Source organism: Agromyces sp. Root81, assembly GCF_001429165.1.
Taxonomy (GTDB): domain Bacteria; phylum Actinomycetota; class Actinomycetes; order Actinomycetales; family Microbacteriaceae; genus Agromyces.
This window is the reverse complement of sequence record NZ_LMIR01000002.1, coordinates 1152615-1177982: the sequence shown is the minus strand read 5'-3', so window position 1 is coordinate 1177982 and position 25368 is coordinate 1152615. Positions and strand designations below refer to the sequence as shown.

General features: G+C 71.8%; 24 protein-coding genes. 17 read left to right on the top strand and 7 right to left on the bottom strand.

Annotated elements, in window-relative coordinates; translation table 11 throughout:
• Positions 1–160 precede the first annotated feature (160 nt).
• From ASE14_RS10565 to ASE14_RS10535, 7 genes are all read left to right on the top strand, one after another.
• Positions 161–979, top strand: coding sequence for an ABC transporter permease (locus tag ASE14_RS10565; protein WP_369816476.1), 819 nt, complete (start codon positions 161–163; stop codon positions 977–979).
• Positions 976–1854: an ABC transporter ATP-binding protein gene (locus tag ASE14_RS10560; protein WP_056654463.1), complete on the top strand. Its 879-nt coding sequence runs from the start codon at positions 976–978 to the stop codon at positions 1852–1854. Before ASE14_RS10565 ends, ASE14_RS10560 begins: the two co-directional genes overlap by 4 nt.
• On the top strand, positions 1854–2687 hold the full coding sequence (locus ASE14_RS10555; protein ID WP_056654461.1) for an ABC transporter permease: 834 nt from the start codon (positions 1854–1856) through the stop codon (positions 2685–2687). Before ASE14_RS10560 ends, ASE14_RS10555 begins: the two co-directional genes overlap by 1 nt.
• 87 nt (positions 2688–2774) lie before the next feature.
• Positions 2775–3935, top strand: coding sequence for an ABC transporter substrate-binding protein (locus ASE14_RS10550; RefSeq protein ID WP_056654459.1), 1161 nt, complete (start codon positions 2775–2777; stop codon positions 3933–3935).
• 99 nt (positions 3936–4034) lie between these two features.
• Positions 4035–5363 (top strand): aspartate aminotransferase family protein, encoded by a 1329-nt coding sequence (locus ASE14_RS10545; RefSeq protein ID WP_056654457.1) that lies wholly within the window; start codon positions 4035–4037, stop codon positions 5361–5363.
• A 3-nt stretch (positions 5364–5366) separates the two neighbouring features.
• Complete coding sequence (locus tag ASE14_RS10540) at positions 5367–6932, top strand: CoA-acylating methylmalonate-semialdehyde dehydrogenase (protein ID WP_082600492.1); 1566 nt, start codon at positions 5367–5369, stop codon at positions 6930–6932.
• Positions 6933–6957: 25 nt separating this feature from the next.
• Entirely contained in the window at positions 6958–7275 is a 318-nt protein-coding gene (locus tag ASE14_RS10535; protein WP_056654455.1) for a hypothetical protein, read from the top strand.
• Here the strand turns inward: ASE14_RS10535 and ASE14_RS10530 are convergent.
• Both ASE14_RS10530 and ASE14_RS10525 read right to left on the bottom strand, forming a co-directional pair.
• Positions 7272–8072, bottom strand: coding sequence for an enoyl-CoA hydratase/isomerase family protein (locus ASE14_RS10530; protein WP_056654453.1), 801 nt, complete (start codon positions 8070–8072; stop codon positions 7272–7274). The genes ASE14_RS10535 and ASE14_RS10530 overlap by 4 nt on opposite strands.
• A gap of 115 nt (positions 8073–8187) precedes the next feature.
• Entirely contained in the window at positions 8188–9105 is a 918-nt protein-coding gene (locus tag ASE14_RS10525) for a LysR family transcriptional regulator (protein ID WP_056654451.1), read from the bottom strand.
• A gap of 135 nt (positions 9106–9240) precedes the next feature.
• On the opposite strand from ASE14_RS10525, the gene ASE14_RS21350 reads away from it, so the two are divergent.
• The 10 genes from ASE14_RS21350 to ASE14_RS10480 all read left to right on the top strand — a co-directional run bounded on the left by ASE14_RS21350 (position 9241) and on the right by ASE14_RS10480 (position 19266).
• On the top strand, positions 9241–9363 hold the full coding sequence (locus tag ASE14_RS21350; protein ID WP_255356079.1) for a hypothetical protein: 123 nt from the start codon (positions 9241–9243) through the stop codon (positions 9361–9363).
• A 259-nt stretch (positions 9364–9622) separates the two neighbouring features.
• Positions 9623–10363, top strand: a complete 741-nt coding sequence (locus ASE14_RS10520; protein ID WP_056654449.1) for a peptidase E — start codon at positions 9623–9625, stop codon at positions 10361–10363.
• Positions 10360–11715, top strand: a complete 1356-nt coding sequence (locus tag ASE14_RS10515; protein WP_056654447.1) for an anaerobic C4-dicarboxylate transporter family protein — start codon at positions 10360–10362, stop codon at positions 11713–11715. The genes ASE14_RS10520 and ASE14_RS10515 overlap by 4 nt, the downstream gene beginning before the upstream one ends.
• Positions 11715–13139 (top strand): threonine/serine exporter ThrE family protein, encoded by a 1425-nt coding sequence (locus tag ASE14_RS10510; protein ID WP_056654445.1) that lies wholly within the window; start codon positions 11715–11717, stop codon positions 13137–13139. Before ASE14_RS10515 ends, ASE14_RS10510 begins: the two co-directional genes overlap by 1 nt.
• Before the next feature lie 9 nt (positions 13140–13148).
• Positions 13149–13721, top strand: coding sequence for an orotate phosphoribosyltransferase (pyrE, locus tag ASE14_RS10505; RefSeq protein WP_235511218.1), 573 nt, complete (start codon positions 13149–13151; stop codon positions 13719–13721).
• Positions 13721–16810: a hypothetical protein gene (locus ASE14_RS10500; protein WP_056654443.1), complete on the top strand. Its 3090-nt coding sequence runs from the start codon at positions 13721–13723 to the stop codon at positions 16808–16810. Before pyrE ends, ASE14_RS10500 begins: the two co-directional genes overlap by 1 nt.
• Positions 16811–16813: 3 nt before the next feature.
• Complete coding sequence (locus ASE14_RS10495; RefSeq protein WP_056654441.1) at positions 16814–17779, top strand: ribokinase; 966 nt, start codon at positions 16814–16816, stop codon at positions 17777–17779.
• A 78-nt stretch (positions 17780–17857) separates the two neighbouring features.
• A complete protein-coding gene (locus ASE14_RS10490; protein ID WP_056654439.1) occupies positions 17858–18790 on the top strand; it encodes a nucleoside hydrolase in 933 nt (310 codons plus the stop codon).
• A gap of 77 nt (positions 18791–18867) precedes the next feature.
• Entirely contained in the window at positions 18868–19053 is a 186-nt protein-coding gene (locus ASE14_RS10485; protein ID WP_056654437.1) for a hypothetical protein, read from the top strand.
• A 33-nt stretch (positions 19054–19086) separates the two neighbouring features.
• A complete protein-coding gene (locus ASE14_RS10480) occupies positions 19087–19266 on the top strand; it encodes a hypothetical protein (protein ID WP_056654435.1) in 180 nt (59 codons plus the stop codon).
• Between the two features lie 59 nt (positions 19267–19325).
• Here ASE14_RS10480 and ASE14_RS10475 read toward each other — a convergent pair whose 3' ends face one another.
• The 5 genes from ASE14_RS10475 to ASE14_RS10455 form a co-directional block, all read right to left on the bottom strand.
• Positions 19326–19760 (bottom strand): pyridoxamine 5'-phosphate oxidase family protein, encoded by a 435-nt coding sequence (locus ASE14_RS10475; RefSeq protein WP_056654433.1) that lies wholly within the window; start codon positions 19758–19760, stop codon positions 19326–19328.
• Positions 19761–19828: 68 nt separating this feature from the next.
• Complete coding sequence (locus ASE14_RS10470; protein WP_056654432.1) at positions 19829–20722, bottom strand: DMT family transporter; 894 nt, start codon at positions 20720–20722, stop codon at positions 19829–19831.
• Positions 20723–20970: 248 nt separating this feature from the next.
• Entirely contained in the window at positions 20971–21492 is a 522-nt protein-coding gene (locus ASE14_RS10465; RefSeq protein ID WP_056654429.1) for a hypothetical protein, read from the bottom strand.
• Between the two features lie 46 nt (positions 21493–21538).
• Positions 21539–22336: an HAD-IIA family hydrolase gene (locus tag ASE14_RS10460; RefSeq protein ID WP_056654428.1), complete on the bottom strand. Its 798-nt coding sequence runs from the start codon at positions 22334–22336 to the stop codon at positions 21539–21541.
• Between the two features lie 140 nt (positions 22337–22476).
• A complete protein-coding gene (locus ASE14_RS10455) occupies positions 22477–25335 on the bottom strand; it encodes a tetratricopeptide repeat protein (RefSeq protein WP_056654425.1) in 2859 nt (952 codons plus the stop codon).
• Positions 25336–25368 lie beyond the last annotated feature (33 nt).

The window sequence follows — 25368 nt, the reverse complement described above, 5'->3', positions numbered from 1 at the left end:
GACCGCCCCCAGTGGGTTGAGGAGCGACGAAGGAGCGTCTCGAAACCCCCGCACCGGTAGGGTCGGGATTCGAGACGGCGCTGGCGCGCCTCCTCAACCCACGGCTGCACGACGAAGAGTCGCCGCTACGGCGTGGGGACTCGTCGGCATCCTCGCGGTCGTGCTGATCTGGGAGGCGTACAAGCTGCTCGGTCCGGCCGACGGCGTGGTGCTCGGCACCACCCGCATCCTGCCCCGCACCACCGACCTCGCGATGCCGCACGTCTGGGACATGATCGGGCGACTCGGCGAACCGGTCACGCGCTCGCCATCGGCGCAGCCGCTCTGGGGCGTCGTGGCGCTCGCCGCGCTCACGACGCTCGGCATCGCGGCCGCCGGATGGCTCGTCGGCGTGGTCGTCGGCATCGGGCTCGCGCTCGTGATGCAGCGCTGGCGCCTCGCCGAGTGGGGCCTCCTGCCGTGGATCGTGATCAGCCAGACCGTGCCGCTCATCGCGTTCGCACCGGTCGTGAAGAGCTGGGGCTCCCGCGTCGAGATCGGCTCGTTCGAGTGGCAGGACTGGATGTCGGTCGCGCTCATCGCGAGCTACCTCGCGTTCTTCCCGATCGCCATCGGCGCACTGAAGGGGCTGCAGTCGCCCGACCGCATCCACGAGGAGCTCATGCAGAGCTACGCGGCGGGCTACTGGACGACGCTCGTGAAGCTGCGCTTCCCGGCATCCGTGCCCTACTTGCTGCCCGCACTCCGGCTCGGCGCGGCCAACGCCGTGATCGGCGCGGTCGTCGCCGAGGTCTCGACCGGCCTGCAGGGCGGCATCGGCCGCATCCTGATCCAGTTCGCCGGGCAGGCCTCCGGCGATCCGTCCAAGGCGTGGGCGCCGATCTTCGGCGCGATCGTGCTGGGGCTCGTTGCCGCGGGCTCGATCGCGCTGCTCGGCGTGATGCTGAGGAACTACCGACGAACGGAGGAGGCCGTATGAGGGACGGATCCGGGTTTCGAGACGGCGCCGGCGCGCCCCCTCAACCGGCGAGTGGCGCGGTGAGCGCCGTCGAGGTGCGCGGCGTCGACAAGGTCTTCGAGACCCGCACCGGGCAGGTGCAGGCGCTCGACGCGATCGACCTCACCGTCGCCGCGGGCGAGTTCGTCTCGCTCATCGGCCCGAGCGGGTGCGGCAAGTCCACGCTCATGCGCCTCATCGCCGACCTCGACGACCCCTCGAGCGGAACGCTCACGGTGTTCGGCAAGACTGCGCGCCACGCCCGCCTCGACCAGGAGTACGGCATCGCGTTCCAGTCGGCCGGGCTCCTGCCGTGGCGCACGGTCGCGGGCAACGTCGCCCTCCCGCTGGAACTGCACGGCGCGCCATCCGCTGCTCGCAGTGCTCGCGTGGCCGAACTGCTCGACATGGTGGGGCTCACCGACTTCGCCGACCGCTACCCAGACCAGCTCTCGGGCGGAATGCAGCAGCGCGTCGCGATCGCCCGCTCGCTCGCCGAGCAGCCGAGGCTGCTGCTCATGGACGAGCCGTTCGGCGCCCTCGACGAGATGACGCGCGAGAAGATGCAGTCCGACCTCGTGCGCATCTCGGCCGAGACGGGTGCGGCCGTCGTGTTCGTGACCCACTCGATCCCCGAGGCCGTGTTCCTCTCCGACCGCGTCGTCGTGATGTCGCCGCGTCCCGGCCGCATCCGCGAGATCGTGCCGATGCGCCTCGGCGCCGACGCGAAGCGCGCCGCCCGCACCGATGAGCTTCGCGAGGAGCGCGCGTTCTTCGACATGGTCACCGCGGTGCGCGAGGCGCTGCACGGCGGTGCACCCGTCGGCACCGGTCCGCGCGGGATGGAGACGCGCTGATGAGCGCGACCGCCGCACCGACCGGTACGAACCGACTGGCCCGCCCGACGCGCATGGGCCCGCGCACCGAGACGACGCTGCGCATCGTCGCGCCCATCGCGGTGGGGCTCATCGTGCTCGGCACCTGGCAGTTCCTCGTCAGCGTGGTGGGCGTCTCCGACTACCTGCTGCCGAGCCCGGCCTCGATCATCGAGGAGTTCATCGCCTACTGGCCCTCGATCGCACAGGCGATGCTCATCACGGGCACCAACGCGCTGCTCGGCCTCCTCGTCGGCTCGATCCTCGGCATCCTCGTAGCCGCCGTCGCAGCGCGGTGGCGCCCGATCGACCAGATGAGCGCACCGGTCGTCGCCTCGCTCGCGGTCATCCCGATCGTCGCCCTCGCCCCAGTGCTGAACTCGATGTTCGGCGCCGACAGCCAGTTCGGCCGCCAGGCGATCGCCGCGCTCGCGTCGTTCGTGCCGGTGTTCATCAACACGCTTCGGGGGTTCCGGCAGACGGCGCCCGTGCACCGCGACCTGATGAGGGCCTCTGCGGCGAGCTCGGGCCAGGTGCTGCGGACGCTCACCCTGCCGACGGCGCGACCGTTCATCCTCACGGGCATCCGCATCGCCTCGTCGCTCGCCGTGATCTCCGCCCTCGTGGCCGAGTACTTCGGCGGGCCGCGCGGCGGCCTCGGCGGCCTCATCTCGACGTCGGCAGCCTCGAGCGCGTACGCCCGGGCGTGGGCCTACGTCCTGGCATCCATCGCCCTCGGGCTCCTCTTCTATCTCGCGACGCTCGCCCTCGATCGGCTGCTGGAGCGACGACCACGGGAGCGACGACGCACCTGATACAAGCCACCGGGGCCGAGCGCCACGGGGAACCGCACCACCCGCTCCACCCGCTCCATCACCGCACCGCATCACGAAAGGACCGACATGAACCACAGCAGACGTCGCTTCGCGACCATCGGCGGCGCGCTCGCCATCTCGGCGGCGCTCGTCCTCACCGCATGCTCGGGTGGAGACGGGTCGGACGGCGCATCCGACGACGCGTCAGGCTCGGGCGACCTCACCCCGGTGAAGCTCCAACTCCAATGGCTGCCGCAGGGCCAGTTCGCCGGCTACTTCGCCGCCGTCGACCAGGGCTTCTTCGAGGAGGAGGGGCTGGACGTCGAGATCATCCCCTCCGGCGGCGACATCGTCCCGCAGGACGCACTCGCGAACGGCGACGTGGACTACGCGATCGCCTGGGTGCCCAAGGTGCTCGGCTCGATCGAGCAGGGCGCCGAGCTCACCGACATCGCGCAGATCTTCCAGAAGTCGGGCACCCTGCAGGTCTCGATGGCCGACTCCGGCATCGACTCCGTCGCCGACTTCGAGGGCAAGAAGATCGGCTCGTGGGGCTTCGGCAACGAGTGGGAGATCTTCGCGGCCATGGCCGCTGAGGGCCTCGACGCCACGACCGTGCAGATCATCACGCAGGACTTCAACATGAACGCGTTCCTGCAGGGTGACATCGACGCGGCCCAGGCGATGACCTACAACGAGTACGCCCAGCTGCTCGAGACGGTGAACCCCGACACGGGCGAGCTCTACCAGCCCGAGGACTTCAACGTCATCAGCTACGAGGAGACCGAGGGCGCCATGCTCCAGGACGCCATCTGGGCCGACACCGCACGGCTCGCCGACGACACCGACTACCAGGACACGACGGTCAAGTTCCTGAAGGCCGTCATCAAGGGCTGGGTCTACGCCGCCGAGAACCCGCAGGAGGCATCGGACATCACGATCGCCGCAGGCTCCGGCTGGGGCCCGAGCCACGAGCTCTGGATGGTCAACGAGACCAACAAGCTCATCTGGCCGTCACCCGACGGCATCGGCATCATCAACGAGGAGGCCTGGGACAAGACCGTCGCCGGCGCCCTCGCCGCCGTGAACGAGTCGGGTGCGCACCTCATCACCGAGGAGCCGCCGTCGACCGCGTACACGAACGACTGGATCCAGAAGGCGCTCGACGAGCTCGAGAGCGAGGGCCTCGACCTCACCGGCGAGGGCTTCGCGCCCATCGACGTCACTCTCGAGGAGGGCGGCAACTAGCGAGCGGATGCCGCGCGGCCGGTGCGTCCCGGCCGGCCGCGCGACATCATCCCACCGTCACCACCACCATGACGGGACGAACAGGAAAGGCACCGTGCCATGACCGACAACCTCACCGAGGGCCTCGACGAGCTCGCCCGTGAACTCGACCGAGACCACGTCTTCCACTCCTGGTCCGCGCAGGCGAATCCGTCGACCCTCGTGATCGCGAGCGGTCGCGGCAGTCGCGTGTGGGATCACTCGGGCCGCGAGTACCTCGACTTCTCGAGTCAGCTCGTGAACGTCAACATCGGCCACCAGCATCCGTCGGTGGTGCAGGCGATCCGGGAGCAGGCCGAGCTGCTCACCACGGTCGCGCCGTCGACCGTGAACCTCGCGCGCGGCGAGGCCGCCAAACGCATCGTCGAGCGCGCGCCATCCGGGTTCCACAAGGTGTTCTTCACGAACGGCGGCGCCGACGCCAACGAGAACGCGATCCGCATGGCGCGCCTGCACACCGGGCGCGACAAGGTGCTCTCGACCTACCGCTCGTACCACGGCAACACCGGCGCGGCGATCGTCTCGACGGGCGACTGGCGGCGCATCCCCAACGAGTTCGCGCGCGGACACGTGCACTTCTTCGGGCCCTACCTCTACCGCTCGGAGTTCTGGGCGACGACGCCCGAGCAGGAGTCCGAGCGGGCGCTGCAGCACCTGCGCCGCGTGATCGAGGCGGAGGGGCCGTCGTCGATCGCGGCGATCCTGCTCGAGACGATCCCGGGCACCGCCGGCATCCTCGTGCCACCGCCTGGATACCTCGTGGGCGTACGCGAACTGTGCGACCGGCACGGGATCCTCCTGATCCTCGACGAGGTCATGGCGGGGTTCGGCCGCACCGGCCGCTGGTTCGCCTTCGACGGCTACGACGTGCGACCCGATCTCATCACCTTCGCCAAGGGCGTGAACTCGGGGTACGTGCCGGTCGGCGGCGTGATCATCGACGACCCGGTCGCGGTTGCGTTCGACGACCGGGTCTTCCCCGGCGGGCTCACCTACTCGGGGCATCCGCTCGCGATGGCCTCGATCGTCGCCGCGCTCGACGCGATGGAGTCGGAGGGCATCGTCGACAACGCCCGCGAGGTCGGCGCCACGATCATCGGCCCGGCACTCGCCGAGCTCGCCGAGCGGCACGCCGCGATCGGCGAGGTGCGCGGCGAGGGCGTCTTCTGGGCGATCGAGCTCGTCGCCGATCCGGCGACTCGCGAGCCGCTCCCCGCGGCGGCGATGGGCCGCCTCAAGTCCGCGCTCGTCGAGCGCGGGCTCCTGCCGTTCGTGCAGGACAACCGCATCCACGTCGTGCCGCCGTGCGTCGTCACGGCCGACGAGGTCGCCGACGCGATGGTGATCTACGACGACGTACTCCGCACCGCACTCGAAGGAGAGGGCTGACCCATGAACCAGACAGACCAGAACCGGAGCGCCGCGCAGGCCGCATCGCTCGCCGAGACCCAGCCGCTCGACGGCGAACTCGTGAGCATCGAGCACTGGATCGACGGGGCATCCGTCGCCGGTGACGGAGCCCGCAGCGGGCCCGTCTACAACCCGGCTCGCGGCGTCGAGCAGAAGCGCGTGCGCTTCGCCTCGACCGACGACGTCGACGCCGCGGTGCAGGCCGCAGCCAGGGCGTTCCCCGGGTGGCGGGACACTTCGATCGCCAAGCGCCAGCAGGTGATGTTCGCGTTCCGCGAGCTGCTGAACGCCCGCAGCGGCGAGCTCGCCGCGATCCTCACGAGCGAGCACGGCAAGGTGCTCTCCGACGCCGCAGGCGAGATCGCCCGCGGACTCGAGGTCGTCGAGCTCGCCTGCGCCATGCCGGGCTACACGAAGGGCGAGTACTCCGAGAACGTGTCGACCGGCGTCGACGTGTACTCGATGCGGCAGCCCGTGGGCGTCGTCGGCATCATCAGCCCGTTCAACTTCCCGGCGATGGTGCCGCTGTGGTTCTTCCCGCTCGCGATCGCGACCGGCAACACGGTCGTGCTGAAGCCCTCCGAGAAGGACCCGTCGGCGGCGATCTGGCTCGCCCGGCTCATGCAGGAGGCGGGCCTGCCCGACGGCGTGCTGAACGTCGTGCACGGCGACAAGGTGGCGGTCGACGCGCTGCTCGAGCACCCGGTGGTGCGTTCGATCTCGTTCGTCGGCTCGACGCCGATCGCGAAGTACATCTACGCGACCGCGACGGCGAACGGCAAGCGGGTGCAGGCGCTCGGCGGCGCGAAGAACCACATGCTCGTGCTGCCAGACGCCGACCTCGACCTCGCCGCCGACGCCGCCGTCAACGCCGGCTTCGGCTCGGCGGGGGAGCGCTGCATGGCCGTCTCGGTCGTGCTCGCGGTCGACTCGGTCGCCGACGAGCTGGTGGCCAAGATCAGCGAGCGGATGTCGCGGCTCACCACCGGCGACGGCACCCGCGGCTGCGACATGGGGCCGCTCATCACCCGCGAGCACCGCGACAAGGTCGTCGGCTATCTCGACGTGGCGAAGACCGACGGGGCGACGGTCGTCGTCGACGGCCGGGAGACGCCGATCGACGGGGACGACGCCGGGTTCTGGCTCGGCCCGACCCTCGTCGACAAGGTGTCGCTCGAGTCATCCGTCTACCGTGACGAGATCTTCGGGCCGGTGCTCGGCATCGTGCGCGTCGACGGCTACCAGGAGGGGCTGGACGTGATCAACGCCTCGCCCTACGGCAATGGCACGGCGATCTTCACGAACGACGGCGGGGCGGCTCGGCGGTTCCAGCGCGAGGTGACGGTCGGCATGATCGGCATCAACGTGCCGATCCCGGTGCCGGTCGCGTACCACTCGTTCGGCGGCTGGAAGGACTCCCTGTTCGGCGACGCCAAGGCCTACGGCGCGCGCGGCTTCGACTTCTACACGCAGGAGAAGGCGGTCACCTCGCGCTGGCTCGACCCGAGCCACGGCGGGCTGAACCTGGGGTTCCCGCAGCACGACTGAGCAGCCCGGCGAGGAGAATGGAGTCGTGCACGTAGAGATCCTCCACATCGACGACTGCCCGAACACCGCGAAGGCGGGGGCTGCCGCCCGGGCGGCGCTCGACGCGGCCGGGCTCGCCGAGGTCGCGGTGGAGTTCGTGCTGCTGACGACGCCCGAAGCGGCTCGCGAGACCCCCTTCGCGGGCTCGCCGACGATCGCCGTCGACGGCCGGGACCTTTTCCCGTCCGACGGCGCGACCGATTCGCTCGCGTGCCGGGTCTACCCGACGCCGACCGGCCTCGCCGGGGCGCCGACGGTCGAGCAGATCGCCGAGGCGCTCACGGCGCTGGCGGACGACAGCTAGCTCGCTCGGCTCGGCCGCCCGAAGGCCGCGATGCGGGCTGCGGCCTCCGGCGTCGCGAAGGCGGTGCCGATCGTGCGCGCCTCGTCGTCGAGCGCGTCCTGGAATTCGCGGGTCAGCCCGGAACGCATGAGGCGCTTGGCCTGTCCGAAGGCCGCGGTCGCTCCGCCGATCCAGCTCTGCGCGATCTCGCGTGCCCGCGCCTCGAGCGCGTCGTGCGCGACGACCTCGGTGACGAGCCCCCAGTCCAGCGCCTCCGCGGCGGTGAGGGTCTTCGAGGTCAGCGTGAGCTCGAGCGCACGCCGGGTGCCGACGGCCTCGGGCAGCAGGGTGCTCACGCCGCAGTCGGGCGTGAGCGCGACATCCGCGTACCGGCTCGCGAACGTCGCATGCTCGGAGGCGATGATGAGGTCGGCGACGAGCATGAAGCCGAGACCACCGCCCGCGACCGGGCCCTGCACGGCGGCGACGATCGGCTTGGAGCTCTCGCGGAGCGTGCGGTGGCCGTCGTGGATCGCGTCGGCGAGCGCCGTGATCGTCGCGGACGCGGACTCCGTGCCTGCGGCCTCGGCGCCGGCAGCGAGCTCCGACATCGCGCGCACGTCGCCGCCCGCGCAGAACGCGCGGCCGTTGGCGTCGAAGAGCACCGCGCCGATGTCGTCGCGCTCGGCGATCTCATGGGCGAGCGCCTGCCAGCGCCCGATCGCCTCGGGGTCGACGGCGTTCAGCCGGCTCGGGCGGTTGAGGGTGAGGCGGGCGAGCCCACCCTCGACTTCGAACAGGATCGCGTCATCGCTCATGGACGTGGAGTCTACTTCGACGCTCGGGACAACTCGTGTCGCAGGGGACCGTCGACATCCGCGGTCCAGTGAGACACGAGGTGCCCGAACCGCGGCGTGCGCGTCGTGCGCCGGCTCAGGCCGTCGCGTGCGCCTGCTCGAGCCGCGAGGCGCGCGCCACGAGCACGTCGAGCACCGTGCGCACGGCGAGGCGCTCAGCGACATCCGGCCGCACCAGCGCCACGATCTGCCGAGCGGATGCCACGCCGCGCAGCGGCTTCAAGACGATCGAATCCGGCATGGTGCCGCTCGTGAACCGCGGCACGAAGGCGATGCCGAGGCCCGCCTCGATGAACGCCTCGATGATGCGCATGTCGCTGAAGCGCTGGCTCACCTTCGCGCGCTGCCCGGCCTGCTGTTCGATCGCGTGCAGGATGCGTTCGAACGGGAAACCGGGCGGCACTCCGAGCCACGTCTCGTCGACGAGGTCGGCGGGGGTCAGGTGCGCCCGCCCGGCGAGACGGTGGTCGGCGGGGAGTCCGATGTCGAGCGGCTCGGTGAGGAGCGGCACGGCTTTCAGCCCGCGGCCGCCCCACGGCAGCACGCCGGGCATGGTGTGCGCGAGCACGATGTCGAAGTCCGAGGTGAGGTCGGCGAACTCGGCGAGCTCGGGGTCGAGGTCGGTCGCGTGCACGACGAGCCCGGCGACCTCGGCGAGGTCGGTGAGCACGGCGGGCAGGAGCGTCGCGCCGACCGTCGGGAAGGTGAGGAGCGAGACCTCGCCGCTCGGGTGGTTGCGGAACTCGTCCCACAGGGCGGTGGCGCGTTCGAGGGCGATCGCGACGTCGGCCGCGCTGCGGGCGAGGGCGTGTCCGGCGCTCGTCAGCACGACGCCGCGGCCGCTGCGCTCGGTGAGGGGCATGCCGGCCTCGCGTTCGAGCACCTTGAGCTGCTGCGACACCGCCGACGGCGTGCGGCCGGTGGCCTCGGCGACCGCGGTCACGCTGCCGCGTTCCGCGAGCTCTCGCAGGAGGTCCAATCGTCGTACGTCCATGTAGCCAGCCTACATCCTCATTGTAGAATCGTAAGCTTGTGCTGCACTATCATTCGCGATTCAATTGAGGTGTCGAACACGTGCAATGGGGCATCGGCCGCTCGATCACCCGCTCGTACTTCGAAAGGATCCACCATGCTCAGCATCTTCGTGCTCCTCGGCGCCGTTTCCGTCGTCGCCGTCATCGGCTCGATCGTCGTCACCGCTCGTGACGGCTACCGTCGTCAGCCGCGAGAGACGTTCGCGCGCACCGTCTAGGAGCCGCGAATCCCGGGGGTCCGTTCCCCGGATGCAGGGCCGCCGCGCGGGGGAGGGACACCCCGCGGGGCGGCCCTTCTTCGTGCGTATTCTTCGTGCGTATCGGGATGCGATGGGGGGATCCCGATGCGCACGGATACGCCCTGCGACAGCCCCTGCGACACGGCCGCCGTGTTGCTCGACACCGCCGCCGATCTGCCGCTAGCGTGTGCCGAAGGGCCGCTAGCGTGTGCCCAGGGGTACGACGCGAGGGGGATCGATGGCGCATGTGGTCGCGACCGGCGCAGGCAAGGCGATGATGGAGCGTCGGGCCGACCCGACGCACGATTACATCTTGAAGCTCACGGGCAAGGAGCGCCCACGCGTGCTCTTCGTCGGCACGGCGACCGGCGATGACGCCGCGTACATCGTGAGCTTCTACACGACGTACGACTCCGATCGCTGCGCACCGCATCACCTGCCGCTCTTCCACCGGGCGGTCGACGACCTCGCGGGCTTCGTGAAGGGCTTCGACGTCATCCATGTCGGCGGCGGCAACACCGCCAACATGCTCGACGTCTGGAAGCGCCAGGGCCTCGACGAGATCATGCGCGAGATGTGGGAGGACCCGAACTCGAACACGGTCTTCACCGGCGGCTCCGCCGGCGGCATCTGCTGGTTCGAGGGCGGCACGACCGACAGCTACGGGCCCACCCTGCAGGTGCTGCCCGAGGGCCTCGGCTTCCTGCACGGCAGCTTCTGCCCGCACTACGACGCCGAGGACCAGCGCCAGCCGCTGTTCCACGCCTCGCTCCTCAGCGGCGAGCTGGCCACGGGCTACGCCGTCGGCAACCTCCAGTCGCTGCACTTCGAGGGCTCCGAGTTCGTCACCGCGATCAGTCCCGTCGAGGACCCGCTCGCCCTCAAGGTCGAGGCGATCGACGGCCGGATCGTCGAGACGCCGCTCCCGACTCAGGTGCTCGCGAGTACCGGCCCCATCGTGAAGGGCCCCTCGTCGTGAACGACAACGTCTGGATCCTCGTCGCCGAGCTGATCGTCGTCATCCTCGCGATCTACATGGGCACCCGCACGAGCGGGATCGGCCTCGGAGTCTGGGGCCTCGTCGGTGTCGCGGTGCTCGTCTTCGTGTTCGGCGAAGCGCCGGGCAACGCCCCGGTCGACGCCGTGTTCATCGTCATCACGGTCATCACCGCGGCATCCGTCATGCAGGCGGCCGGCGGCATCGACTGGATGGTCTCGGTCGCGTCGAAGGTCATCAAGAAGCGGCCGAGGTCGGTCGTCTTCCTGGCGCCTGCGATGTCGTTCCTCTTCACGGTCGGCGCCGGCACCGGCAACATCTTCTATCCGCTGCTGCCCGTCATCTACGACGTCTCGTACCAGCAGAAGATCCGTCCGGAGCGGGCGCTGTCGGTCTCCGCGGTCGCCTCGCAAGTGGGCATCCTCTGCAGCCCGGTCTCCGCGGCCACCGCGTCGATGGTCGTGCTGCTCGCGCCGCAGGGCGTGGACCTCGGCAAGCTCCTGCTCATCATGTGGCCCGCCTCGATCGTGGGCCTCGGGATCGCCGCGCTCGTCATGGTGAAGCACGGCAAGGAGCTCGAGGACGACCCCGAGTTCCAGCGCCGTCTCGCCGAGCACCTCGTCAAGCCCGCCGTCGTGGTCGACGCCGACAAGAAGCTGCCGCGCAGCGCCGTGCTCTCGGCGTCGATCTTCCTCACCGGCGTCGGCGTGATCGTGCTCTTCGGCCTCTTCGAGGGCCTCCGCCCGGTGATCGGCACCAATGACGACGGCGACCCCGTGCGCGTGAGCATCACGGTCATCATCGAGGTCATCATGGGCGTCATCGCGGCGCTCATCTTCGTGACCTGCAAGGTCAAGGCAGCGGATGTCCCGAAGCAGTCGACCTTCCCGGCCGGCATGGTCGGCGCGATCGCCCTCTTCGGCATCGCGTGGCTCGCGAACACCTTCGTCGCCGCGAACAACACGCTCATCGTCGACGGGCTGGGCTCGCTCGTCTCCGGGTCGTCGGCATTCCTCGGCGCCCTGCTCTTCGCGCTGGCGCTCTTCCTCGTCGCGATGCTCACGACGAGCCAGTCGAGCGCCACGAACGCGATCGTGCCGATCGGCATCACGATCGGCCTGCCGGCACCGCTCCTCGTCGGGCTCTGGCCGGCGGCGATGGGCATCTACACGCTGCCCGCCAACGGCAGCCAGGTCGCGACGGTCGCCTTCGACCAGACCGGCACGACCAAGATGGGCAAGTTCGTCTTCGACCACTCGTTCCAGCTGCCGAACCTCGTCTACGTCGTCGTCGCGATCCTCGTGGGCGTGGCGCTCTCCTTCGTCATCGTCTGATGGCGGAGGCGGCCGACCAGGCACTCCTCCGCAGGTTCCTCCTCGGGCTCGCGGAGGGCATGAACGCGGCCGCCGACTCGACGGACAAGATCCGCGACGCGCTCGTGAAGATCTCGGGCGCCTACGGCCGCGACGACACCGACATCGTCGTGCTGCCGACCGTGATCCTCATCGAGACGGGCGCGGGCGACTCGGGCAGGGTCGCGATCCGGTCCTCGGTGAACGCCTCGTTCCGCTTCGACCAGATTGCGGCGCTCTACCGACTGATCGACGCAGCCGAGCGCGCCGAGATCGCCCCGCTCGACGGCATCAATCGCCTGAACGAGATCGGCGCGATGAAGCCGTCGCACGGCTGGGTCGTGCGCACTTTCGGCCATGCCGTGCTGACCACGGGGCTCGCGCTCCTGCTCGCGCCGACGTGGGAGGGCGCGCTCGTCGCCTTCGTGCTCGGCGCGTTCATCGGCGTCGCCAAGCTCGTGCGCTCGCCGACGCTGCAGATCGTCTTCCCGGTGTTCGCGGCGTTCGCCTGCGCCACCGCCGTCTTCCTCATCGCCCCGTACTTCGCGGTGGGCGACCCCATCAGGCTGCTCATCGCCCCGCTCGCGACCTTCCTTCCCGGCGGCGTGCTGACGACCGCGGTCGTCGAGCTCGCAGCCGGCCAGATGCTCGCGGGCGCCTCTCGACTCGTGTTCGGGCTCGTGCAGCTCTCGCTGCTCGCGTTCGGCATCCTGGCGGCGGGCACGCTCGTCGGCGTCGGCAGCTCCTCCTACGTGCCGCTCGACTCGGGCGACGGCTTCCCGTGGTGGACCGCGGTGTTCGGGGTGCTGCTCTTCGCGATCGGCAACTACCTGCATTTCTCCGCGCCGCCCCGCACCTTCGGCTGGGTGCTGCTCGTGCTGCTCGTCGCTTACTCCGGCCAGGTGGTCGGCGGCGCGCTGATCGGCGCGTCCGTGAGCGGGTTCATCGGCGCCCTCGCCATGACGCCCGTCGTGCTGTGGATCGCCACCCTGCGGCACGGCGCACCGTCGCAGCTCACGTTCCTCCCGGCGTTCTGGCTGCTCGTGCCGGGCGCCGCCGGTCTCGTCGGCCTGACGGAGGCGATCGGCACCTCGCGCGGCTACGAGGACTTCGCGGACGCCCTCATCTCGATCATGTCGATCGCGCTGGGCGTGCTCATCGGCACCGCCCTCTACCGGGTCGTGCACCTGGGTGCCGAGGAGATCGCCGACTTCCACATCGACGTGCCCGCGGCGCTCACCGAGGAGGAGACTCCGCCGTTCTGGGCCCGCCTCCTGCCGGGCACGCCCCGCTCGTTCTGGGGCGGCCGACGCCGCGATCCATCGCCTGCAGGGCGAGCGGATGCCCCGGTGCCGCCGCCCCTCGCTGAGAAATCCGCCCCTTCCTCTCAGGCAACCGGGTCGTAGAGTATTCGGGTGACCCTCCGAGAGCCTCAGCCCATCGACGCCGTGCGCGCACAGTTGATCGACTTCATCACGGCCGACGCCGTGTTCCACGGGGACTTCACCCTGACGAGCGGCAAGAAGGCCACGTACTACGTGGACCTCCGCAAGGTGAGCCTCGACCACCGAGTGGCCCCGCTCATCGGACAGGTCATGATCGATCTCATCAAGGACGTGCCCGACGTGGTCGCCGTCGGCGGCATGACCATGGGCGCCGACCCCATCGCCTCGGCGATCCTGCACCAGGGCGCGGCCCAGGGCCTCGCCTACGACGCGTTCGTGGTGCGCAAGGAGCCGAAGGACCACGGCCGCGGCAAGCAGGTCGAAGGACCCGACCTCGCCGGCAAGCGCGTCATCGTGCTCGAAGACACCTCGACCACCGGCGGTTCGCCGATCAAGGCGATCGAGGCGCTCCGCAAGGTCGGCGCAGAAGTCGTCGGCGTCGCCGTCGTGGTCGACCGGGCGACCGGTGCCCGCGAGATCATCGAGGCCGAGGGCGTGCCCTACCTGTACGCCATCGGGCTGGAAGACCTGGGGCTGGCCTGATGAGCGGCGACGGGCAGGGCCTGGGAGGCGACGGAGCCGATTGGCTGCTCGCCCAGTTGGCGGGCGGCGATGTGTCGCGCCGCGATGTCCAGCCGCCGCCCGTCGCACCCCCCGTGGCATCGCCGGCTCAGCCGGTGCAGCGGATCGCTCCGGCATCGCCCGCTGCGCCGCGCACTCCGGCTCCGCGCCGTGAAGAAGTGCTCGACTGGTTCTCCGAAGCGCCTGCCCCTGAACCGGATGCCGCAACCCGCGCGCTCCCCGTCGTCGGATCGCCGGCCGCGCAGTCGCCGGCCGCCCCGATGCCGCCCGCACCCGCAGCCCCTGCGCCTGGAGCGCCGGGCGCATTGCCGACGTGGACCCCGCCGTTCGCCGTCAGCCAGCCCCAACCGCCGGCCGCCGCTCCCGTCTACCTGACCGAGGTCGAGCCGCCGGTCGGCACGATGCCGCCGACCGCTCCGGCCGCGCCGCCCGCTGCCCCGGCCTGGCCGCCCGCCGCACCGGTCGCACCTGCTGCCGCCGCTGCACCGGCCGCACCGGCCGCCGCCGCTGCGTGGCCGCCCGCTGCACCAGTGGTTCCCGCCGCTCCCGCGGTGCCCGCCGCCGCATGGCAATCTGCCGCGCCGGCTCCCCTCCCGCCGCAAACGCCCGCGCAGCTGCCTCCGACCATGGCCCAGCCCGCTGCGCTCGCGACTCCTCCCGGCCCGGTGACGCCGACCGCGCCGTTCGCACTCACCTGGGATGCGAACGAGCTCGAGTCGGAGGACGCGATCCGGGCGGCGTTCCGCAGCCTCTCCGAACCGTCGAGCGCCGGCGACGGAGCATCCGCTGCGCCAGTGGCGCCCGCCGCGGCCCCGCCGGCTGCTCAGGCGGCCCCGCCCGCTGCGCCGGTCGCCCCGCCCGCTGCGCCCCCGGCCCCGCCCGTAGCGCCGGCCGCCGAATCGCCGTTCGCCGGATTCGCCCCGCCGCCCGTTGCGCGTCAGTCCTTCACTCCGGTTCCGACTCCGGCACCGACTCCGGCCGAGCCGGTCGCAGCAGCGGAACCGGTCGTGCCGGTGCATCCGACCGCGCCGCCCGCCGCTCCTGCCGGTTGGGACGATCGTCGCCCGCGCACTCCCGCTCCGGCACCCGCGGCCGCACCGTTCGACGACGAGCTGTGGGCCGCACTCAACGAGCCCGAGCAGCCCGCGTTCCAGCAGTCCGCTCCGGCCGCGCAGCCCGCTCCAGCCGCTCCGCCTGCTCCGGCCGCATCGATCCCCACGGTCGCGCCCGCCCTGCCCGCGGAGCCGGAGGCCCCGCCACGTGCCGAGCGCGACCGGTTCGCCGCGTTCGCCGCCGACACCACCGACCCGTTCGCCGCCCTCACCGAGACGCGCGCCGTACCGGTGCAGCAAGCTGCGCCCGCGACACCCCGGCAGGAGCCGGAGCGCACCGCCCCGGCCGAAGCCGAGCCCGATGCCCGCAGCGGCTTCCCGTTCCTCGAGGTTCGCGGCAGCGCCCGCGAGCAGGAGAACGCGACGATCGGTGCTCCCGTGCGCGAGGCGAGTGCGTTCAACACCACGCCGTTCCCCGCCTTCGCCTCGGCCTCCGGTGGCGACGACGATCCCACACGCGAGCCTCCGGCCCCCGTCGACGACCTGCTCGCCTCGCTCGGCGGCGCCGCTCCGCGGGACCGCGGCGCCGTACCGCCTGCGGCCGGCGCTGGATCCGGTGGTTCCGCCGCGAACCCGCCGACGGCGCCCGTCTCGTCGGGTCTCGACGCACTCGGGCTCGGTTTCGACGGCGAGGCGGATGACGCCGACGACGACGCCGACGATCGACCCGCGGCAGACGACGACCGCGAGGCATCGGGCATCCGCGGCCGGTTCTTCGGCCGTGGCACCGCCGACCTCGAACCCGATGTCGATGACGACGACTCGTCGATTGCACGCGAGATGGCCGAGACCGGATACTTCTGGAACCTGACGCCCGACCCGACGGCGACCGACCCCAAAGACAGCCCTGAGGCGGTCGCGACCGCCTTCCTGGCGGAGGCGGCAGCCGGGGCATCAGTGCCGGCCGGTAGCTTCGACGACACCGACGACCGGCGCGATGGGCCAGAGCTCGCGCCCGCCGGCGTCGAGCCCGAGCCCGCCGGCGTCGAGCCCGAGTGGTCGTTCCCCGGTGACACCGCGCCGTTCAGCAGCGATGAACTCGCCGACGCGACGTCGGTGCGGCCGGAGCCGTTCGAGGCATCCGATGACGATTCGCTGAGCGCGCTCTTCGGGGGCTCCGCCGCCACGTCGACCGGAAACGACCCGTTCGGCGGCCGGCGTGCAGCGAACGACCCGTTCGCCGCCCCGGCCGATTCGCCGGCGGCAGGCGGCTTCGCGACCACGCCGATCACCGGCCCGGCGAACGGCGGCATCGGTCCGCAGCGCGCCGGCGGCGCCGGAGGCAACGGCGGCGCGGGTGGCAACGGCGGGTCAGGTCGCGGCCCCGGCGGCACCGGCGGGGCAGGCGGGGGAGCACCCAAGACCCCGGCGAGCGACAAGCGCACCAAGCGCACGCTGATCTGGGTCGCCGGCGGACTCGTCGTGCTGCTCGTGCTCGCAGGGCTCTACTACCTCGGCACCCAGCTCTCCGGCGGGGGAGGGGCGCAGGCGAGCGGAGGCCCGTCCGCGAGCTCCTCCGAAACGCCGGTCGTCGAACCGACCGCGCCGCAGCCCGCCGGCGTGCACGCGTGGAACACCCTGTTCGGCGGCGAGTGCATCGACCCGTTCGACTCGGTCTGGGCCGAGGAGTTCACCGTCGTCGACTGCGCGGCGCCGCATGCCGCCCAGCTCGTGTATCGCGGCACGCTGCCGGGCGATGAGGCGGCGCCCTTCCCGGGTGAGGCCGCCCTCGCCGAGCAGATGCCGGCGTTGTGCCGGGCCGTCGGCGTCTTCGACCCCGCACTCGTGGCGGGCATCCCCGACCTGCAGGTGCAGGGTAGCTTCCCCGTCACCGAGGAGCAGTGGGCCGACGGCCAGCGCAACTACTACTGTTTCGCGAATCGCGCCGGCGGCGAGCCGCTGACCGCGGCGATCAACGGCCCCGGCCCGACGGTCTGACACATGGCCCCGGATGACGACGGCGCCGGCGACTCGCGCGGCCGGGTCGTCGTCATCGGCTCGCTGAACGTCGACTCGACGAGCTACGTCGCCGCGTTCCCGACGCCGGGCGAGACGATCCGCGCGCATGGATTCCAGGTGGCGCTCGGCGGCAAGGGCGCGAACCAGGCGGTCGCGGCGCACGTCGCCGGCGTTCCGGTCGAGTTCGTCGCCTGCATCGGCGACGACGCGAGCGGCGCGTTCGCGTGCGACACCCTCGAACGCCTGGGCCTGCCGACCGACGCGATCCAGCGCAGTCCGGATGCCCCGACCGGCGTCGCCCAGATCACCGTCGCCGACTCGGGCGAGAACACCGTGATCGTCACCGGCGGCGCGAACCTCGCGCTCACCCCGGCCGTCGTCGACGCGGCGCGCGAGCGGGTCGCCGCCGCGACCGTGGTGCTCACGCAGGGCGAGCTCCCGGCGGCCACCATCGATCGCCTCGCGGCCGTCGCGACGGAACTCGGCACCCGCTTCGTGCTGAACCTCGCGCCGCCGGCACCGGTCTCCGCCGCCACGCTCGGCGCCGCCGACCCGCTCGTGCTGAACGAGCACGAGGCGCGGGCGGTCGGCATCGGCACGGATGCCCCGGCCGGCACCACCCTCGACGAGTGGCGCGCCCTCGCGGCATCCGCTGCCGGCGGCATCGCCCGCTCGGTGGTCGTGACGCTCGGCGCGGCCGGTGCCGTCGCCGCCGACGCCAGGGGCTCGTGGGTCGTGGCCGCGCCGCAGGTGACCGCGGTCGACACGACCGGAGCCGGCGACGGGTTCACCGGCACACTCGCGGCGTGCATCGCCGAGGGACGGCCACTGCCGGAGGCCCTCGCCATCGCGGTCGCCGCCGGTGCCCTCGCGGTGCAGGTGCGCGGCACGGTCGACTCCTATTCGCCGCGCGCCGTCGTGCTCGCGGAGGCCGGCGTCGCCGACTGAGCGGCCGCGCAAGCCGCGCACCCCCCTGAGCCGGTTACCTCCGACCGCCTGCCGACCCGACGAGAGAACGAGACCCGCATGCCCATCCCCGTGATCATCGACTGCGACCCCGGGCACGACGACGTCTTCGCGTTGTGGCTCGCCGCGGGGCATCCGGCGCTCGACCTCGTCGCCGTCACGACCGTCGGCGGCAACGTGCCGCTCGAGCACACGACCCGCAACGCCCGGATCGCGCTGTCGGTCGCCGGGGTGACCGGCGTGCCGGTCGCGGCCGGTGCTGCCCGCCCGCTCGTGCGACCGCTGCAGACCGCCGAGTGGATCCACGGCGAGAACGGACTCGGCGGCCCCGAACTGCCCGAACCGACCGTACCGCTCGATCCGCGCTCGGCGACCGAGCTCATCGCCGACGCCCTCACGGCGTCGGCGGAGCCCGTCGCGATCATCGCGACGGGGCCGATCACCAACGTCGCGATCCTGCTGCGCGATCGGCCCGAGCTCGCCGGCCGCATCCGCGAGATCGTCTGGATGGGCGGATCGACCGAGCGCGGCAACGCGACGCCGTACGCCGAGTTCAACGCCCTCGTCGACCCCGAGGCGCTCGACCTCGTCGTACGGAGCGGCGTGCGGTTCACGATGGTCGGCCTGAACGTCACGCACCTCGCGCTCGTCACCTCCGGCGTGCGCGAGCAGATCGCGTCGCTCGGCACCGCCACGGCGGACTTCGGCGCGGAGCTCTTCGACTTCTTCTGCCGCATGAACGACGAGGTCTTCGGCATGCCCGACGGGCCGCTGCACGACCCCGTCGCCGTCGCGGTGCTCGCCGACCCCGGGTGCGTCGAGGTGCGCCGGACCCGCCTCGACGTCGAGCTCCTCGGCATCGAGACCGCCGGCGCGACGAGCGTCGACCTCGACGGCATGCTCGGGCGGGAGCCCAACGCGTGGGTCGCGGTCGGCCTCGACGTCGACCGGTTCTGGGCGGGCGTCGCGGCATCCGTCGCCCGGCTCGCGTAGCCCGGCCGAACGTCCGGAATCGCCTGACCGGCGCTTCCGACGGTGCGTAGGGTGACCGGTATCGGGAGGGGGAAGCCATGGACTCGGCCGTCTGGATCGGGATCGTCGTCATCATCGTGGTCGCCGCGGCGTCGGTGCTCGCCATCGTGATCCTCCGGGTCACCGGCAAGCGGCTCGGCGCCCAGCCCGACGGCGACGCGGCGAAGGCCGAAGCCGAACGTCTCAAGGATCAGGGCCGTCGCGACGGCGGATGGATCGTCTGAGGTATCGTCTGAGGCATCGAGAAGGGGACGACCGTGGACTGGACCTTCTGGCTGGGCATCGTCGGCATCGCCGTGCTGTGGGGCGTGACGCAGTGGGTGTTCTCGCTGCGGCGGCACTCCGAGAAACGACGCGGCGCCGACCGGGAGGCCGCCGACGCGATGATCGACGTCGAGCGCGGCAAGGAGCAGGGCCGCTTCTGGTCGGGCTTCTGAAGCCGAGCGCGACCGAGCTGAGCGCGACCGCCGCGACTGACGAGCAGATGCCGTAGCCCTCAGCCGGCGGATCCCACCGACCGGGGCCGCTCGAAGGCGCGGCCGTGCACTTCGGTCGGTGTGATCCGCACCCAGCGATCCTTCGGCTCCGGCGCCCACGGGGTGATGCCGAGCCGTTCCGCCGCGGCGACCTCGCCCTGATGGTCGAACTCCGCTGCGACGCCCTTGACCACGACGCTGAACGCCTCCGTCGCGCTCGCGCCGTCGACCTCGAACGCCACCGAGCCGTGGATCGTCAACTCGAGCAGCTTCGTGCCTGGAGCAGTGCGGAACACGATCGTGCGACCGTCGACCGCGTGGTTGACCGGGAAGATGTCGATCTGTCCCGCTGCGGTCGCCGCGATACGACCGTACGGCGCATCGGCGATGCGCTGCCAGCATTCGTCCTCCGACAGGTGCGTGGTCGGGGGACGTTCATCGGTTTCGTCGTCCATGCCTCGAGTGTGTCGCCGTTCGGCCCCGGCGGCAAGCGCCGATGGGTCAGCCGTCGGCTGCCGATGGGTCAGCCGTCGGCTGCCGGCCGCTGCACGGAGCTCGCGAGATGGATCGTCGCGGCTCCGGCCACGCAGACCAGCACGATGCCCGCGATGGTGAGCGGATCGAGGAGCTGGCCGAGCAGCAGCATGCCGATGATCGCGGCGAGGGCCGGGTCGAAGGAGAACAGCACGGCGACCGTGCGGGCGGAGGTCAGCCGCACTGCGAGCATGTCGCAACCGAACGCGATCAGGACGCCGAGGACCGCGGCGACGCCGAGCGGTGCGAGATCGCCCGTCTCGACCGAGGGCAGCGCGGCGACGCCGAACGGCGCCGTGAGCACCGCAGCCACGACGACGGCGATCGTGAGGTCGTGCAGCGGGTTGGAACGCGGACGATCGGCGGGCGTGGTGCGCCCGATGCGCTCGGCGAGCAGTGTGTACGAGGCGAGCGAGACGCCCGCCACGCCGGCGGCGATCAGGCCGATCGGGTTCACGTCGGGCGTCGGGCGGGCGATGAGGGCGACTCCGCCGAGGCCGAGCAGCGGGAAGACGACGAGGCGCAGCCGCCGCACCCCGAGGGCGGCCAGAAGGAAGGGGCCGAGGAACTCGACGGTGATCGCGACCCCGAGCGGCACGAACTCGAGCGCCACGTGGAAGCACACGTTCATCGCCGCGATCGAGGTGCCGTAGGCGAGGAGGGCGAGCCATTCGGCCCGAGTCCTGCCGGCCAGTCGCGGGCGGATGACTGCGGCGGCGAGCACCGCCGCGATCGCGAAGCGCAGCCCGCTCACGCCGAGCGGGCCCAGTCGATCGAACATGCCGTGCGAGATGACGGCCGACACCTGGACCGAGGTCGAGGCGATGAGGAGCACGCCGAACCCGAGCAGGGCACGGCGGAGAGTCGTTCGGGAGGTTCGCATGGGTCGAGCCGCATTCGTCGAGTAGGGTCAACGGGCCCGGGGTCGCCGGGCGGTGCTCGCTGTGCAGGGGAACCGGTCGTTCTCTGTGGAGAGCCGGACGCAACCCGTGCGACGCTACGGACGCGGCCGGCGCTCTGCGTCGGGGTTCGCCCGGGAGTTCTGATCAGGGCAGGCACTGAGGCATCCGGGTTCGCGGGCGAGCCCGGGGCTCGGCCTGAGGTGAAGCGTCGGGCGGAGCCCGAGATCGTCTAGTCGGCGTCGCGTGGCGGTTCGGCGCTGATGGAGTCGAGGAGCGCCTCGACGGAATCGAACTCGACGGTCTCGGCCCCGTCGGCGTCGTCGTCCCCGTCGGCCTCCGCGACGCTCAGGTCGTCGATCGCGAGCTGCTCGTCGAGCTGGCAGTACACGACCATGTCGGGGTACTGGCTCGGCGCCTCGTAGATGAGCACGAGCGTGGCGTCGGCGGTGACGATGACGCCCTGTAGCTCGAGTTCCCGCGCGAGGAGGTCGTAGTCGTCGGCCGTGACCGCATGACCGGTGCCCTCGTAGGCCGAGTCGGTGAGCTCGTGCACGACCTCGTCGTCGATGCGCGAGAGGTCGTCGGCGGTCGGTCGGCTGAGCGCCCGCTCGGCGATGGCGCGCATCTCGGCCTGTTCGACGGGCTCGTCGTCGCCCGCGAACAGCACGGCGACGTGACGCTCGCCCGGCAGCACGGCCGCGGCGACGAGTTCGCCGTCGTCGTCGTAGTCGATGTCGGTCAGCTCGATCATGATGATCTCCTCGTCTCGGGCACGGTCCTGGAGGCTGATCGCAACCCTAGAGCTCGGTCTCGACCGGGGTCTTCACGAGGAGGTCGGCCACGCCCCCGAGGATCTCGTCGGGCCGGAACGGGTACTTCTCGATCTCGGCCTGGTCGCTGATGCCGGTCAGCACGAGGATCGTGTGCAGGCCCGCCTCGATGCCCGCGACGATGTCGGTGTCCATGCGGTCGCCGATCATCGCGGTGTTCTCGGAGTGCGCCCCGATCTTGTTGAGCGCCGAGCGGAACATCATCGGGTTCGGCTTGCCGACCACGTAGGGCTCCTTGCCCGTGGCCTTCGTGATGAGCGCTGCGATCGCGCCCGTCGCGGGCAGGGGGCCGTCGGCCGAAGGGCCGGTGGCGTCGGGGTTGGTCACGATGAATCGGGCGCCGTTGCCGATCAGGCGGATCGCCTTCGTGATCGCCTCGAACGAGTAGTTGCGGGTCTCGCCGACGACGACGAAGTCGGGCGCGGTCTCGGTCATCACGAACCCGGCGTCGTGGAGCGCCGTGAGGATGCCGGCCTCGCCGATCACGAACGCGGTGCCGCCCGGCAGCTGCGACTTCAAGAAGTCGGCCGTCGCGAGGGCGCTCGTCCAGATGCGGTCCTCGGGCACGTTGAGGCCCGACGAGCGGAGGCGTGCGGAGAGGTCGCGCGCGGTGAAGATCGAGTTGTTCGTGAGCACGAGGTAGGGCGTGCCGGCGTCCTCCCACTGCTGCAGCAGCTCGGCTGCGCCCGGCAGCGCGTGGTTCTCGTGCACGAGCACGCCGTCCATGTCGGTCAGCCAGCACTCGACTTCTTCACGTCGTGACATGCTCCCAGCCTAGGGTGCGCAGGTCACGGCGTGATGTCGGGCGGATGTCGCGCAGCCGCGCCGCCCGGGCGCGCTTCGCGGCGGCGCCGCTCGCCGCGGTGCACCGGTCGTGGCGCACCGCGGCGGTCGGTCGAGACCGGTCAGACCTCTTCGGCGAGCCGCCGGGCCTCTGCCGCCTCGCCGAGACGCCCGAGGGCCTCGAGCGAGTCGGCGAGGGCGATCCGGCCGATCGACACGGCGTCGGCCTGCCCGTCGAACCGCTCGATCGCCTGGCCGATGAGCACGAGCGACTCCTCGTGCCGGCCCTCCGACTGCAGCACGCGGCCGGCGAACAGCATCGACCCGCCCGCGGGTCGGGTCGCACCGGCGGCCTCGAAGAGCTCGGCCGCGGTGAGCGCGGTCGACACTGCGTCTTCGGGGCGGGAGAGCGAGGCGAGGCCGCGTGCGCGCGAGTCCGTCACGTCGGCGAGCAACCAGTCGGCGCCGTGCTCGCGAGCGAGCGCGGCGACCTCGTCGAGCCGGTCGAGGCCGGTCGGTTCGCCGTGTTCGAGGCTGACCTGACCGAGCAGGTGCAGCGCATCCGCGAGCGACGCGACCGTCTCGGGGTCGCGGCGGGCATCGGCGACGGCGCGTTCGAGCACCTCGATCGCCTCCTCCGGGTAGCCGAGACCCGCGAAGAGCCGGCCGAGGTCGAGCAGCACGGCGACGGCGCCCGGCCAGGCCTCGGCCTCCTCGAACAGCTCGGCGGCCGCGTGCCAGGCACCGGATGCCGCACCGAACTCCTCTTCGCCGCGAAGCGCGGTGCCGAGCAGGTGCAGGGTCTCGGCGCGGGCGGCCGGCGGGGCTCCCGCGGCATCCTCGGCTTCGAAGACCCCCTGGAGCAGCTCGACGGCCTCGCCGGAGCGACCGGCGCGGAGGAGCTGCCGGCCGAGGCCGTAGCGCACGCCGACGAGCCCGGGCGACTCCGCGAGCTCGGCGTGCTGCACCGCGAGGCGGAGCCTCGCGACGGCGTCGTCGGGCCGCGCGACGTCGTCGAGGATCGCGGCGGAGAGCTGGCAGTCCTCGATGACGCGCATCCTCGCGTCGATGGCGAGGTCGAGTTCGAGTGCCGCTTCGGACGCGGCCAGGGCGCCCTCGAGGTCGCCGCTGCCGGCGAGCAGCCGTGCACGGAGCCGGTGCGACTCGGCTCGGCGGGCCCGCGTCGGTTCGACGGTGGTCGCCCGGTCGAGGAGGGGGAGTGCGGTCGCGGGATCGTCGCCCTGTGCCGCGAGGTAGGCCGCCAGCTGGAACGCCGCGCCCAGGAGCGCCGAATCGGGTTCGGTCGTCCGGTCGAGCACGGCGATGGCCGTGTCGGCCGCCGTGCCGGCCGCTTCGAGGTCACCGGCCTCGGCGCGGACCGCGGTGATGCGCAGCGCGATGCGGGCCGCGAGTTCGTCGGCGCCCGCCTGCAGCGCGGCGCCGAGCTCCTGCTCGAGCACCGGCAGGTCGGCCGCCGTGGCGGCTCCGGTGAACAGGAGGCCAAGGCGTGCGAGCGCATCGGCGTGCGCATCGTCGCCTGTCGCGCGCACGGCGGCGATGCGGGCGGGAAGCTCCTGCTCCGCCTCGTCGAGCCGCTGCGAGGCGGCCAGCACGCCGAGGCGGATGCCGATGAACTCCGCCCGTCGGGCGTTCGCGACGGATGCCTCGGCGGTACCGTGCTCGGGCACCGGGTCCGCGTCGATCGCGGCGAGCCCGCGGTCGACCGCGGCGAGTGCCGGGTCGATCTCGCCGAGCACCGCGAGTTCGCGGGCGCGGTCGAGCCACCCGGCGGCGTCGACCGGCTCGGCTGCTGCGACGGGCGCGGGCGCTGCGAACGCCTCGCCGGCGATCGGCACGTCGTAGCGCTCGGCGCGGAGCGCGCGCGTGGCCTCCAGTCGGTCGGCGAGGTGGCAGTTGCCGTTCCGGCGGTCGAACTCATCGCCGATGGCGGCGGCGGCGGCCCACGCGACGGGGCTGAGCTCCGCTGCGGTCCAGGGGCCGTCGTGCGAGCCGAAGAACGGCTCGAGCTCGGCGGCGTCGGCGCCGCGCACGACGGTGTCGCCGTGTCCGGCGTCGATGACGGTGTCGAGCAGCAGCCCGGTCGCGGCCAGCGCACCGAATTGCCCGCGCTGGTTGAGCCGGTCGTGAGCGATCCAGGCGATGTGGCGCTCGAGCATCGCGAGGCCGCGGGCCTCGTTGCCGGTGATCGCGCAGAAGACCAGGTGGTTCGCGATGATGCCGATGTTGTCGGCGTTGCCGCGGGCGTCGCGGTAGCTGCGCAGGTGGAAGGACTTCGCCCGGTCGAGTCGGCCGGCGCGGAGGTACGGCAGCAGCGCGTCGGAGAGGGCGTGCTCCGGCTCCTCGCCGCAGCTGAACCCGCCATCGACGATCTCCTCGTAGAGGGCGATGGCCTCGTCCGCGCGTCCGGTCGCGGCGAGGTAGGCCGCGCTCTCGCTGCGCACACAGGCGTCGCAGTGGCTGTAGTCGTCGCGCTCGATGGTGGTCAGCACGCGGTATGCGGCTGCGGCCTCGTCGAGCCATCCGTTCGCGTACGCCGCACCGAAGCGCGCCATCGCGACCCCGCTCTGGCCGACGCCGGCACGTTCGTAGCGCGACTGCATGTCGTCGAGCACGGCGCGGATGTCGGCGGCCGGGAACGCGGGGCTCGCCGAGAGCGTTCCCGCCATCCACTTGTACTGCCAGAGCAGGTCGGCGGCGCTGTCGTCCGGCTTCGCCGGGAAGCGGGCCGCGTCGGCGTCGTGCTTGCCGAGGCACCAGGCGAAGGAGCTCAGCAGCGCATCGGTGTCGCCGGTCATGTTGGCCGACGACGCGAGGCGCATACGCGCGCGGTACTCGGAGAACTCGTCGCCGGACTCGACCGCGAGCGCGATCGCGTCGTCGATCAGCGCGCGCTCCTCTGGTCCGAATGGCGTCTGGTCGACCTGCTCGAGCAGTTCGTCGATACGGATGGTTTCGGACACGGTTCTCCCCTAGCGGTCGGTGATCGGAGGTCT